The organism is Rhodoferax sp., from assembly GCF_028688795.1.
GTDB lineage: Bacteria > Pseudomonadota > Gammaproteobacteria > Burkholderiales > Burkholderiaceae_C > Rhodoferax.
Window position 1 is genome coordinate 14,056 of sequence record NZ_JAQTXM010000005.1, and the last position, 12,267, is coordinate 26,322.

Sequence of the window (12,267 nt, forward strand, 5' to 3'; positions counted from 1 at the left end):
TTAAATCTCCAGCGCCAGGCGGCTGGCCTGCTCGATGGCGCGCCGTGCGTCCAGCTCGGCGGCCTTGTCCGCACCACCCACCACATGCACCGGCAAGTTGGGCGCAATGGTTTTTAATTGGGCTTCAAGTTCGCGTACCGGCTCCTGCCCGGCGCAGATGATGACGGTGTCAAACGGCAGGGTGGTCACGCTGCCGTCTGCAGCGGTGTAGTGCAGGCCCACGTCGTCGATGTGCTGGATGTTCGCACCGGTCAGGATCGGCACACCAAAACGCTGCACCTTGTCGCGCCGGATCCAGCCGGTGGTCATGGCCAATGAGGCACCGGGGCGTTTGTCGCTGCGCTGCAGCATGGTCACTTGCCGCCGCGCAGGCATCTGCGCTGGCCGGGGGCTGCGTCCGCCAGCCGACTGGGCGCTCAAGTCCAGTCCGTATTCGGCTGCAAAGTTGTCCAGCGCCGGTGGACTGTGCGGTGCATCGCCCAGCAAAAACTCCACCATGTCATAGGCAATGGCACCGGCACCAAGGATCAGCACACGCTCACCCACGGTGGCCGCGCCCGACAGCACCTGGTCATACCGCAACACATCCGGACGATGGCTGCCAAGGAACTCGGGCAGGCGTGGCCGCACACCTGAGGCCAGCACGACTTCGTCGAAGCCACCCCTGGCGAGTTGCTCGGCGGTGACCGCGCAGTTCAATTTGAGTTCTACCTGTTCCTCGGCCAGCCGGCCACGGAAGTAGCGCAGCATCTCGTCGAATTCGGTCTTGCCGGGCACGTTGCGTGCCAGACACAGTTGGCCACCGGTCTCGGCAGCGGCTTCGAACAAGGTCACGTGGTGGCCGCGCTCGGCCGCGCTGAAGGCGAAGTTCATGCCCGCCGCACCGGCGCCGACCACCGCGATGCGTTTGGGGTGGGGTGTTGGCTGCGTGAGCCAATCCAGCTCACGACCGGCACGCGGGTTGACCAGGCAAGTGGCGGTTTTGTGTTTGAAGATGTTGTCCAGACAAGCCTGGTTGCAGGCAATGCAGGTGTTGATGCGATTTGCCTGGCCAAGGCGCGCCTTGCGGGCAAAGTCGGGGTCGGCCAGCAACGGGCGCGCCATCGACACCAGGTCGGCTTGGCTGCTGGCCAGAATGTCTTCGGCCACCCCGGGTGCGTTGATGCGGTTGGAGGCCATGACGGGGATTGTCACCACCTCTTTGATGCGCTGCACCGCATAGGCCCAGCCCGCACGCGGCACGTTGTGCGACACGGTGGGCACGTCGGATTCATGCCAGCCGATGCCGGTGTTCAGAATGTCGGCGCCGGCCGCCTCGGCGCGGCGGGCCAGTTCCAGCGTTTCATCACCCGTCATGCCGCCTTCAACCAGGTCCAGCGCCGAGATGCGGTAGATGATGGCAAAGTCCGGCCCTACGGCCTGCCGCACGGCCTTGATGATGTCGAGGGGGAAACGGATGCGGCCCTCAAAATCACCGCCGAACTCGTCGGACCGGTCGTTTGTGCAAGGCGCAGTGAACTCGTTGATCAGATAACCCTCAGAGCCCATGATCTCCACCGCATGGTAGCCAATATCAATTGCAGCCTTTGCTGCGCTTGCGTAGTCCGCTATGGTTTCATAGACCTCTTGGGTGGTGAGCACGTGCGGCGCGAACTTGTTGATGCGCGCACGCTGGCTGCTGGGGCCGACGCAGCCGTCAAACTTGGCATACCGGCCTGCGTGTAACAGCTGCATACACACCTGGGTGTCGGTGCCGCGCACCGCGTCCACAATGGCGCGGTGCCAGTCCAGGTCGGCATCTGCCGTCATGGCGGGGGCATCGTCTTCCATGCGGCCGGCCAGGTTGGGTGAGATGCCGCCGGTGATGATCAGGGCAATTTCGCCCTCGGCACGGGCGCGGTAAAAAGCCTTGATGCGCGCCATGGGCTGGTCCATGCTCTCCAGCCGGGTGTGCATGGCACCCATGACCATGCGGTTGCGCAAATGCAGGTTGCGCACCACCAGCGGCGACAGCAGGTGGGGATAGGGTGGGGTGGCTGCGCTGCCAAGTTCTTGCGTCATTGGCTGCTTTCGTAATTTGGGGCGCGTTTTTCGCGGAAGGCGGCCACACCTTCTTTCATGAACGCATCAAAACACATGGCCTGGCCCCGGTCTTCCAGCGCCATCACGGTGGCCAGGTTGCTGGTTTCCTGCGCCATGGCCAGTCCGTCCTTGGTCAGGCGCAAGCCGACTGGGGACATGGCGAGCATCTCCTGCACCAGTTCTTGGGCGGTTTCCGCCAGCTTGTCTTCGGGCATCACGTTATTCACCAGGCCGATGCGCAGGGCGCGCTCGGCATTGACGAAGCGCCCGGTGTACATCAGCTCGGCGGCAATGGCTGGCCCCACCGCACGGGGCAAAAAGTAGCTGATGCCCATGTCACACCCGGTCAACCCGATTTTGGCCATGGCCACGTTCATGCGGGCGTTGGGCGCGGCAAAACGCACATCACAGCCCAGTGCCAATGCAAAACCCCCACCGCAGGCCGCACCCTGCAACAAGCCGATGATCGGCTGTGGGCAGCGCCGCATGCGAAGGACCACGCTGGAGAGCTGGCGCTGCAGGCGAAGCCCCTGGTCCAGCGACACCGTCAGCTGGTTGACATCTTCCAGGTCATAACCCGCGCAGAAATGCCGTCCTGCACCGCGCAGTACAACCACCCGCACATCCTGTCGGTCGGGCAGGCTGCCAAAGTAGTCGTACAGCTCCTGGGTCAAGTCCAGATTGAGTGCGTTGAAGTTGTCGGGCCGGGACAAGCTCAGCCATTCAACATCGCCCTCGCGCGCCACATGGATACAGCGCCATGGGTTGTCAAAAGCGATGGGGTCAGGCAGGTGGCTTGACTGGCTGGCGGTTAACTGGGTTTGGGTCATGGTGAGACTTTCCAATGAATTGGTCGATGAAAGACGTTAAGCAGCTATTTAATAGATAGCTATTAGCACAATATAAAAAAGGGCTAGAGGTCTATTTGATGAATAATTCTCAAGAGACCTCCGATCTGCGAAGGCGTTACAGCGTGCGGGCGATCAGCTCACGCATGATCTCGTTTGAGCCGCCATAGATGCGGTGCACCCGTGCATCGGCAAAGGCGCGGGCAATCGGGTATTCCCACATGTAGCCGTAGCCTCCGTGCAATTGCAGGCATTGGTCCAGCACGCGGCCCATCAGCTCGGTGCACCAGTACTTGGCCATGGCGGCCACGGCTTTGTCCAGCTCGCCGTTACACACCTCGCTTAAACATCGGTCCACAAAGGTTTGGGCGATTTCGATCTCGGTCTTGATTTCGGCCAGGCGAAAACGGGTGTTCTGATAGTCGGCAATCAGCGTGCCAAAGGCCTTGCGCTGGCGGGTGTAGTCCACCGTCCATTGCAGGGCGGCGGCGCTGGTAGCCACCGCACCCACGGCGATTTGTAACCGCTCCCAGGCCAACTCTTTTGCCAAAAGACCAAAACCTTTGTTTTCTTCACCCAGCATGTTGTGCTGGGTCAGCACCACGTTGTCAAAGTACAACTCGCAGGTGTCTTGGGCCTTCATGCCGATTTTTTTGAAATTCTGACCACGGGTCACACCAGGCATGGAGGCTTCCACCACCCACAGGGTCAGGTCTTTGCAATCGGGGTCTTTGCTGGATTTGGCGGCTACCACCAAAATGTCGGCGCACAGCCCGTTGGTGATGAAGGTTTTCTGGCCGTTCAGAACCCACTCGTCCCCCTGGCGGATGGCGGTGGTGCGCATCGCCCGCAGGTCGCTGCCGGCGCTGGGTTCGGTCATTACGATGGCGCCAATCAGCTCGCCACGCACCATGGCGGGCAGCCACCTCTGCTGTTGTTCTGGCGTGCCGTAGTTGACGATGTAGGGGGCCACGATGTCTGAGTGGGTGGAAAAGCCCGGGCCGGACAAACCGAGCCGGGCTTGTTCCTCGATCAGGATGGCGGCAAACAGCCGGTCAGCCCCGCTGCCACCACATGACTCGGGCAAGGTGGTGCAGAGAAAGCCTTCCTTGCCAGCCTTTAGCCAGACCTCGCGCGGGGCCACACCAGCGTCTTCCCAGGCGCTGTGGAAGGGCGCCACTTCTTGTTCAAAAAACTTGCGGGCAGAGTCACGAAAGGCCTCGTGGTCTGGGCTGAAGATGTTGCGGGTGAGGATAGTCATGGGGTTTCCTGAAATCGTGTGCTCGGTGGCGGTCATTTACCCGCGCGGGGCCAGAAAAGCCTGGATACGGGTTTGCGCTTCTACCGTGGTCACCAGGCTGTGGATGCCATTGAGTTCGGCTTCAAAGCCTGTCGCTGCCAGTGTGCCCACCTGGGCGATGCAGCGCTTGGCGACTTGCAGGGCCGGTGCAGATTGGCTGGCAATACGCTGTGCCAAAGCTTCGGCTTCCTGCGCCAAAGTATCGGGGGCCACGGCCCACTGCACCATGCCAAGCTGGCAGGCGGTGGCACCGTCTACCACGTCACAGCCCAAAATGATGCGGGCTGCAATGCCGGGGCCGCACAGGCGGGTCAGGCGTTGGGTGCCACCGGCTCCTGGGATCAGGCCGAGCTTGGCTTCGGGCAGGCCGAGTTTGGCGCTGGTGGAGGCCATGCGCAGGTCACAGGCCAGCGCCAACTCAAAGCCGCCACCCAGTGCACTGCCGCCAATTTCGGCCAGGGTGACACACGGCAAGGCTTCAAGACGGTCAAACAGGGCATGGAAATGGGTGATGTTTTGCCGCATCACATCAGCCCCGTCCTTCATGGCAAAACAGCTTTGCACCTGGGCCAGGTCAGCCCCGGCACAAAAGGCTTTTCGGTCGCTGCGCAGGTGCAGCACGGTCAGGTCTGTTTTGTCGGCAAGGCAGTCCAGTACCTGCGTGAAACCTGCCACAAATTCGGTGCTGATGGCGTTCACCGGCGCGCGCTGCATGGTGATGCGCACCACCGCGCCGAGGTCTTCAACTTTAAACATGGCTTGTTGCTCCGTTCAATGATTTGAGTTCTTCACGTAATTTGAATTTTTGGACTTTTCCGCTGGGCGTGGCGGGCAGGGTTTCTCGCAGCACCAGGTATTCCGGCAGTTTGAAACGCGCCACACCACGCTCAATCAGGAACTGCTTCATTTCTTCAAACCCCAGTGTTTTGCCAGGCTGGCACACCACCACCGCACAGCCCAGTTCGCCCAGGCGCTCATCCGGCAAACCAACCACCGCCACCGACTGGCAGGCCGGGTGCTCCAGCAGAATGTCTTCCACCTCACGCGCCGAGATGTTCTGGCCGCCGCGAATGATCATGTCCTTGATGCGCCCAACGATGCGCACGCCACCCTCGGCGGACACGGTGGCCAGATCACCCGAGTGGTACCAGCCATCTGCATCCAGTGCCTTGGCCGTGAGTTCTGGCTCACCCAGATAGCCCAAAAAGGCGTGTGGCCCGCGTGACCATTGCTCACCCTGCTGGCCGGGTGGCAGGGGTTTACCATCTTCATCCACCGCGCAGACTTCCACACCGGGCAGGGCGCGGCCATCAAACTGCCAGGCGGCTTCAATCGGGTCGGCGGGCCAGGTCACGGTGTGGGGCGGGCTCTCGGTGGAGCCATAAATGCTCATCACCCGCACCCCGAGTTGCCGGGCACGGCGCACCAGCACTTCAGGAATGGGCGCACCACCACACAAAAAGTAACGCAGATCGGGCAGACGTTTGCCCGATTTTTCCAGGCTGTCCACCACGTCACTCAGAAACGGGGTGGCCCCCATGGTCCAGCTGGCGCGGCTGGCAAGCATCTGCTCCACCGCCGTGTCGCCCTTGAAAATGTCCAGCAAAGACACCGTGGCCCCGGTCATCAGCGTCAGCAAAATGCCGTGCATGAAACCGCTGGTGTGCGTGACCGGTGAGGCCATGAAACACACGTCATCTTGATTGAGTTCCAAAGTGCCCGACAAGGCGCGTTCGCCATACATGGCGGTGTTGTGGGTGTGCACCACCCCTTTGGGTTTGGACTCGGAGCCCGAGGTGAACAACAACAAGACGGGGTCGTCCGCCGCCGCATCATGGGCTTGCGCCAGCAGCGGGCCGCTCAAGGCCTCGTCAAACGTGTTGCCAATGGCCACATTGCCTCCGCCGATGACCACAATGCTGGGCTGCACCCGCAGCTCTGGCGTAATACGCAGCAAATGCTCGGTGTAGTCCACGCTGCGAAACCGCCCCGGCACCACCACCGCTTTGGAGCCACTCTTGTTCATGATGAAGGCCAGGTCTTTCCAGCCGTAGGTGGGTGGCAGCGGGTTAATTACCGCACCCAGTTTGAATGCGGCAAAAGTCACCACAGCGGTTTGCCGCCAGTTGGGCAGATGCATGGTCACCACGTCGCCCACACCGACGCCGCGCGTTTGCCAGAAGGCGGCCAGCCGCGAGGCTTTGTCGTCCAGTTCGTGGTAACTGAGGCTGCGGCCACTGGCATCGGCAACGGCCGTTTTGTCGGGATAAGCGGCCACGCTGGCGGCAATACGCTGCGCCAGAGACTGGTCTTGCCAGTAACCCGCCTGGTAATAACAGGCGCGTGCAGCTGGGGACGGTTTCAAGTCAATCATGGTGCTTGTCTTTCAGTGGCCGGGCGGCCGGGAATCAGACCATGCACGGTGTCCATCAAGCCACCGTCGGCCAAAATGTTCTGGCCGGTGATGTAGCCTGCGTCAGGTGCGATCAAAAACGAAATGATGCCCGCAATGTCAGCATCCGGGTCGCCAATGTGATGCAGCGGCACCAGGGCTTCGCGGGCGGCTTTGGTCGGTGCATCGGCATACACCTTGGCGGTCAGCGAGGTGTGGATCAGGCCGGGTGACACCGCGTTGACCCGAATGCCATCCGCCGCCCATTCCTGCGCCAGCGTGCGCACCAGCATCAGCAGCGCAGCTTTGCTCGGGCTGTAGGCTCCCATGCCAGGGTAGGGTTGCACCCCCGACATGGAAGCCACAGCCACCAAACTGCCCCGGCTCTCGCGCAGCGCCGGATACGCGGCTTTGGCCAGCAACCAGGGCGCACGCGCATTGACGGCGAACAAATAGTCCCAGTCCTCGACCTCCAATTTGGCCAGAGTCGATGGGCGCGAGACCCCGGCGTTGGACACGACGGCATCCAGACCGCCGAAAGCCGCCACGGCTTGATCAACCAGGCTAGCGGGGGTGGCGGGGTCGGCCAGGTCGCCCAGCAGTGGCAGCACTCGGCCGCCGTGTTGGGCCGCCTCGGCAATGACCGCGTCCAACTCATCTGCGTGGGCTGAGCCGCAGGCGGCAATCTGGGTGCCCTGGCTGGCCAGGCGCAAGCAAATGGCACGGCCAATGCCGCGACTGGCTCCCGTGACTAAAACGCGCATCGTCATGTGGTTTCCTCAAAATTTGATAGGGCATTGTTGGCGTAGGCGGCGATGCGCAGTTTGACGATTCAGGCAAGCTACAGCACAATTCGTGCATCTTTCAAAGGAATAAATGTGACCACAAGGGTTATCCCTAACTACTCGCTATACGGCGTTCGAGCTCATCCCGGCTGGCAAAGCTGGTTTGATTTTGAGTGGATTCCACAGCGCTCTCGCCCCTATAACTGGAAAATAACGCCTCATAAACACGATGCCCTGATCCAGATTTTGTATTTGACGCAGGGGTCAGGAGAGGTGTTGATTGACCATTCCAGGACGTTCTTTCAAGCGCCTTGCTTGGTGTGGATTCCTGCACAAACCGTGCATGGGTTCAATTTCTCGCAGGATGTGGATGGCCCCGTCATCACTGCTGCGCAACGACCCCTGGAGTCCTTGCTGGACGCGGCCAGTCCGGCGCTTTTGCCGCATCTGCGCAAGCCCGCTGTGATTTCCCTGGAGGGTGCCAGTGATCACCTGGCAACCCTGATGCCACTGTTTTTGGCGATTGAGCGAGAGGCGCGTGTTCAGGCGGTCGGGCAGCCGACGGCCGCCATGGCGCTGCTGGTGGCCATTGCCATCCAAATGGGCAGGCTGGCGCGTAGCCATGACATCGCCCCGTCAAATGCCTCGTCGCGCAAAGCTGCCCAAATTGAAAAATTTCGCAGCATGGTGGATGATAATTTCAAAAAACACCTGCCGATGGGCGACTATGCTGGTGCATTGGGCATCACGCCCGGGCAACTTTCGCGTTTGTGTCGTGAGGTGCTGGGGGTGTCAGGCCTTGACATCGTCAATGCACGCCTGGTCCACGAAGCCCAACGTGTGTTGGTCTATACCGGCAACAGCATCAAGCAAATCGCCTACGCTCTGGGATTTGCCGATGAGACCTATTTCTGCCGATTTTTTCGCAAACACACGGGCTTGAGTCCGAGGGAGTTTCGAGCAAAAGCCATGGATGCCATGCTCGATCCTGTGCGCGTCAGCGTTACGGCATAAATTAAATGCCAATGAGAAAACTTGCCTCAAATCCGGTGTTTAGCCAGATGCGCCACGACCACCCAAAGTGGCGGCCTCCAGAATCGGGTGATCAATTTTGTGCAAAAAAGACGGAATGACCCGGGGCGAGGCATTTAGCAATTGGGCAATGTCGGTGTAGTCGTCTGGCAGGGCGGCGTTGTCCCAGCCGTTGGCGGTGTGACGCGCCAAGCGCACGGCCAACACCACGCATTGCACGTTGGCACGCTCGGTGTGCCGCTCATCGCTGATGCTCACCAGCAACTCGGGCAGGCGCCATAGTTTCATGAGCGATTGGCGCAAGTCGCTGATCTCTATGCCCAGCACCTCGCGCTGAATAATGCTTGAGCGCAGGGTGGTGTCGACGGCTTGTGCGTCGCGTATCTTGATCATCAGCGTTGGCGCATGGATCCACACCAGCATTTCGGCAAAGTCATGCAAAAACGCCGCCTGATGAATGATGGTGGCATCGGTATCGGCCCGGTGAATGGCAAAGCCTAAGGCAAACTGGCCGCCGCGCTCAGCCCGAATCAGCAACTCGTGCAAGCCTTGCTGCGCTTGTGGTTGGTCGGCCAGCCAGTCTTCAACCGTGCGCTGCGGTCCAAAAAACCTGAAAAAGGGCCCAATACCCATCAACACCAGTGCGGTGGTGATGGATTCGGTCTCGGTGGTGCCGCCCGGGCGGCGCATGCTGGCCATACGTGACAACAGTTTGAGCGTCATCAATGGGTCAATTTGAATGACGGCAGTGAGCATGTTGGCATCCACATCGTCTTCTTTGGCGCGCAATTCTTCCAATGCCCGGGCCGTTGCGGCCAGCACCGGAATTTCAGCCTGGAGGAGGTACTGCGTCCAGGCGCCCATGTGCGGCAATGGGGCCCTCAGGTAGCTAGGGGCTGGCAAAGGGGGGGCTACCGGTGCGGCGTCTGGTGTGGGCTGGTCAGTCATGTCATTTTTGTGCAAAGTGGCCGCGAGTATGGCTTCACTGAGCAACCCGGTCAAGGGCTGTTGCCGCAGCTGGGATGGCCGACCAAGCCACCGATTTCATCGCCCCAACCGTGCGCACAGCGTCAAGTCTGGCCAGTCTGTTGCACGCTACCCAAGCCTGGTTGCGGCAACCTCTTCAGTGATTAAAGTGCTCTTTGAATCAGCGCACCCGTGTACAGATAGGGAAGCAGAGGCATTCTGCCCGCTTCAGTGCCGCCACGGTTCTCTACGCTGATGGCCAGCTGGGTGATTTTCGAGAGCATTTTCTCCGTCATGGGCAGTTGAGCTGTTTTGATTTTGGGTGTGAGCACACCCAAAGACACTGGCTTGGCACTGTCGCTGTTGTCCCACAGCTGCATGCTGTCGTTCTGGCCTTCTTTGATGTCGGTGAGGCGTTGCAACATCAAAAAGTTGTCTTGCGGGTCATAAGTGATGAGCATGCCAGCGGCTTGTTTGCTGTCCAACAAAACGGCAATGTATTTGGTCTGTGGCACGCTTTTTAGCTTGGCTTGCAGGTGCGTCAGTTGCGCATTGAACATTTCATACATGCCCACGCCGCTGGCAGCAGCCACGGCCAGAATGACCATGAGGATGATGGCGGTGAGGCGCCAGCCGGTGGTGTACGGCGGAATGATTTCGGGGGAGTCTTGGGTGGGTTCGGTCATGGGAATTGGTTTTTTAAAAAGTTATTTCAGCGAGGTCACGTAGGCCACCACGGCGTCAATGTCAGCGTCTGTCATGTGGCGGGTGTTGTCGGTCATGAGTGGGTTGTTGCGCGGACCCTGGCCACCGCGGTAGCGCTTCAGGGTGAGGGTCAGGTAAGCGCTCTGTTGGCCCGCAATGCGGGCATAGGTGTTGTTGCCATGTCCATCCTGGCCGTGACAGCGAAAGCAAATTTTGTCAAAGTGTTCTTTGCCTTTGGCGGCCAGTGCCGAGTTCACCGGCGCGGACGCGATGACCACTTGTGACGCGTAAAACAGCGCGACGCCCACTTTCTCATCGCTGGTCATGGCCTTGATCATGCCCTCCATGAACTCAAAGCGGCGTCGGCCATCGGCAAACTGGCGCATTTGGTCCAGCAAATAGCTTGGGTTTTGTCCGGCCAGATTGGGGAACTCTGGCTTGACACTGTTGCCACCCTCACCATGGCAATTGGCGCACACGGCAGCGGCTCGCCGACCTTTCACCAATAGCTCGGTCGTCAATTGCGGGCTGGTTTGTGCCTGGGCAAGCCGGGCTGATAAATCGGTATTGGCGCTGGCGCGCGCTTGGGCGGGTTGCGCTGAGCCGGCCGATGCCGAAAGCGCCAGCACCGCAGCAAGCATCCAGGATGAAAAAGTGGTTGTGATCATGGCAGTGTAGGTGGTCAATTACGCCAGCCGGGCGCGGTGGCGCGTGATTTGTGCGCGCACTTGCTTGGGTGCGGTACCGCCCAAAATATCTCGGGCATTGAGCGAACCGCGCAGACTCAAACAATCAAACACGTCTTTTTCAATAGAGGCGTTGAAGCCTTGCAACACCGCCAGCGGCAATTCGGACAAATCCACCTGGTGCGTGATGGCTGCCTTGACCGCGTGGGCCACGGTTTCATGGGCATCACGAAACGGCAGGCCTTTCTTGACTAGGTAGTCGGCCAGGTCGGTGGCGGTGGCGTAGCCTCTCAGCGCCGCCTGCTCCATCGCCTGCGCATTGACCGTGATGCCGCCTTCTTTCTGACCGGTGGCCGGATTGAGCTGGCCGCCGATCATCTCGCTGAAGATGCGCAGGGTGTCTTTCAGCGTGTCTACGGTGTCAAACAGCGGCTCTTTGTCTTCCTGGTTGTCTTTGTTGTAGGCCAGCGGCTGGCCTTTCATGAGGGTGATCAGGCCCATCAGGTGGCCCACCACGCGGCCGGTCTTGCCACGCGCCAGTTCGGGCACGTCGGGGTTTTTCTTCTGCGGCATGATGGAGCTGCCGGTGGTGAAACGGTCGGCAATTTTGATGAAACTGAAATTTTGGCTCATCCACAACACCAGCTCTTCGCTCAAGCGGCTGATATGCACCATGCACAGGCTGGCTGCTGCGGTGAATTCAATGGCAAAGTCGCGGTCGCTCACGGCATCCAGTGAGTTCTGGCAAACCTGCGGCTGGCCCAGTGCGTTGACCATGCCTAGTGCGTTGGCGACACGTTCACGGTCCAGTGGGTAGCTGGTGCCGGCCAGCGCCGCCGCACCCAACGGCAAACGGTTGACCCGACAACGCACCTCGGCCATGCGCTCGGCATCGCGGCTGAACATTTCTACATAAGCCAGCATGTGGTGGCCAAAGCTCACGGGTTGGGCCACTTGCAGATGGGTGAAGCCGGGCAGGATCACGTCCACATGCTGCTCGGCCACTTCAAGCAAAGAGGTCTGCAGGTCAATCAGCAACGCGCTGATCAGGTCAATTTCACTGCGCAGCCATAGCCTCACATCGGTGGCGACCTGATCGTTGCGTGAGCGGCCGGTGTGCAGGCGCTTGCCGGCATCGCCAATGAGGTGGGTCAGGCGCGCCTCGATGTTCAGGTGCACGTCTTCGAGGTCCAGTTTCCACTCAAACGCGCCGGCGTCGATCTCGGCGGTGATTTGCGCCATGCCGCGCTCGATGTCGGCCAGGTCTTGTGCGCTGATGATGCCTTGTGCCGACAACATGCTGGCGTGCGCCAGCGAGCCAGCTATGTCGGCCTGCCACAGGCGTTTGTCAAAAAACACGCTGGAGGTGTAGCGCTTGACCAGGTCACTCATGGGCTCGGAAAACAGCGCCGACCAGGCTTGGGATTTTTTGTCGAATTGGTTTTTGCTCATCACAGCTCAAGGTAAGAGT

Annotated in this window: 11 protein-coding genes; 1 reads left to right on the forward strand and 10 read right to left on the reverse strand. The window is 60.3% G+C overall.

Translation table 11 applies throughout. The annotated features are described in order from the left end of the window. The 6 genes from PHQ58_RS05260 to PHQ58_RS05285 form a co-directional block, all read right to left on the reverse strand. On the reverse strand, positions 1–2,061 hold the full coding sequence (locus PHQ58_RS05260; RefSeq protein WP_300107978.1) for an FAD-dependent oxidoreductase: 2,061 nt from the start codon (positions 2,059–2,061) through the stop codon (positions 1–3). Continuing rightward, complete coding sequence (locus PHQ58_RS05265) at positions 2,058–2,912, reverse strand: enoyl-CoA hydratase/isomerase family protein (protein WP_300107981.1); 855 nt, start codon at positions 2,910–2,912, stop codon at positions 2,058–2,060. The genes PHQ58_RS05260 and PHQ58_RS05265 overlap by 4 nt, the downstream gene beginning before the upstream one ends. A gap of 136 nt (positions 2,913–3,048) precedes the next feature. Continuing rightward, positions 3,049–4,185, reverse strand: coding sequence for an acyl-CoA dehydrogenase family protein (locus PHQ58_RS05270; RefSeq protein ID WP_300108447.1), 1,137 nt, complete (start codon positions 4,183–4,185; stop codon positions 3,049–3,051). A 42-nt stretch (positions 4,186–4,227) separates the two neighbouring features. Then, on the reverse strand, positions 4,228–4,986 hold the full coding sequence (locus tag PHQ58_RS05275; RefSeq protein WP_300107984.1) for an enoyl-CoA hydratase/isomerase family protein: 759 nt from the start codon (positions 4,984–4,986) through the stop codon (positions 4,228–4,230). After that, entirely contained in the window at positions 4,979–6,604 is a 1,626-nt protein-coding gene (locus tag PHQ58_RS05280; protein WP_300107987.1) for an AMP-binding protein, read from the reverse strand. The genes PHQ58_RS05275 and PHQ58_RS05280 overlap by 8 nt, the downstream gene beginning before the upstream one ends. After that, positions 6,601–7,392, reverse strand: a complete 792-nt coding sequence (locus tag PHQ58_RS05285) for an SDR family oxidoreductase (RefSeq protein ID WP_300107990.1) — start codon at positions 7,390–7,392, stop codon at positions 6,601–6,603. The genes PHQ58_RS05280 and PHQ58_RS05285 overlap by 4 nt, the downstream gene beginning before the upstream one ends. 108 nt (positions 7,393–7,500) lie before the next feature. Here PHQ58_RS05285 and PHQ58_RS05290 point away from each other — a divergent pair, with 108 nt between their 5' ends. Continuing rightward, positions 7,501–8,421 carry a helix-turn-helix domain-containing protein gene (locus PHQ58_RS05290; RefSeq protein WP_300107993.1) on the forward strand — a complete coding sequence of 307 codons (921 nt, stop codon included), beginning with the start codon at positions 7,501–7,503 and terminating at the stop codon, positions 8,419–8,421. Positions 8,422–8,460: 39 nt separating this feature from the next. On the opposite strand, the gene PHQ58_RS05295 is transcribed toward PHQ58_RS05290, so the two are convergent. The 4 genes from PHQ58_RS05295 to argH form a co-directional block, all read right to left on the reverse strand. Further along, complete coding sequence (locus tag PHQ58_RS05295; RefSeq protein WP_300107996.1) at positions 8,461–9,387, reverse strand: HDOD domain-containing protein; 927 nt, start codon at positions 9,385–9,387, stop codon at positions 8,461–8,463. A gap of 182 nt (positions 9,388–9,569) precedes the next feature. Then, positions 9,570–10,091 (reverse strand): anti-sigma factor, encoded by a 522-nt coding sequence (locus tag PHQ58_RS05300; protein ID WP_300107998.1) that lies wholly within the window; start codon positions 10,089–10,091, stop codon positions 9,570–9,572. A gap of 21 nt (positions 10,092–10,112) precedes the next feature. After that, positions 10,113–10,778 (reverse strand): c-type cytochrome, encoded by a 666-nt coding sequence (locus tag PHQ58_RS05305; protein WP_300108000.1) that lies wholly within the window; start codon positions 10,776–10,778, stop codon positions 10,113–10,115. A gap of 18 nt (positions 10,779–10,796) precedes the next feature. Continuing rightward, positions 10,797–12,248, reverse strand: a complete 1,452-nt coding sequence (argH, locus tag PHQ58_RS05310) for an argininosuccinate lyase (protein WP_300108003.1) — start codon at positions 12,246–12,248, stop codon at positions 10,797–10,799. Positions 12,249–12,267: the final 19 nt, after the last annotated feature.

What these genes read in the sequence shown, in the direction of transcription:
- argH (WP_300108003.1), bottom strand. Translation starts at nt 12,248, where the DNA reads ATGAGCAAAAACCAATTCGACAAAAAATCCCAAGCCTGGTCGGCGCTG.
- PHQ58_RS05285 (WP_300107990.1), bottom strand. Translation starts at nt 7,392, where the DNA reads ATGACGATGCGCGTTTTAGTCACGGGAGCCAGTCGCGGCATTGGCCGT.
- PHQ58_RS05265 (WP_300107981.1), bottom strand. Translation starts at nt 2,912, where the DNA reads ATGACCCAAACCCAGTTAACCGCCAGCCAGTCAAGCCACCTGCCTGAC.
- PHQ58_RS05305 (WP_300108000.1), bottom strand. Translation starts at nt 10,778, where the DNA reads ATGATCACAACCACTTTTTCATCCTGGATGCTTGCTGCGGTGCTGGCG.
- PHQ58_RS05300 (WP_300107998.1), bottom strand. Translation starts at nt 10,091, where the DNA reads ATGACCGAACCCACCCAAGACTCCCCCGAAATCATTCCGCCGTACACC.
- PHQ58_RS05260 (WP_300107978.1), bottom strand. Translation starts at nt 2,061, where the DNA reads ATGACGCAAGAACTTGGCAGCGCAGCCACCCCACCCTATCCCCACCTG.
- PHQ58_RS05275 (WP_300107984.1), bottom strand. Translation starts at nt 4,986, where the DNA reads ATGTTTAAAGTTGAAGACCTCGGCGCGGTGGTGCGCATCACCATGCAG.
- PHQ58_RS05280 (WP_300107987.1), bottom strand. Translation starts at nt 6,604, where the DNA reads ATGATTGACTTGAAACCGTCCCCAGCTGCACGCGCCTGTTATTACCAG.
- PHQ58_RS05295 (WP_300107996.1), bottom strand. Translation starts at nt 9,387, where the DNA reads ATGACTGACCAGCCCACACCAGACGCCGCACCGGTAGCCCCCCCTTTG.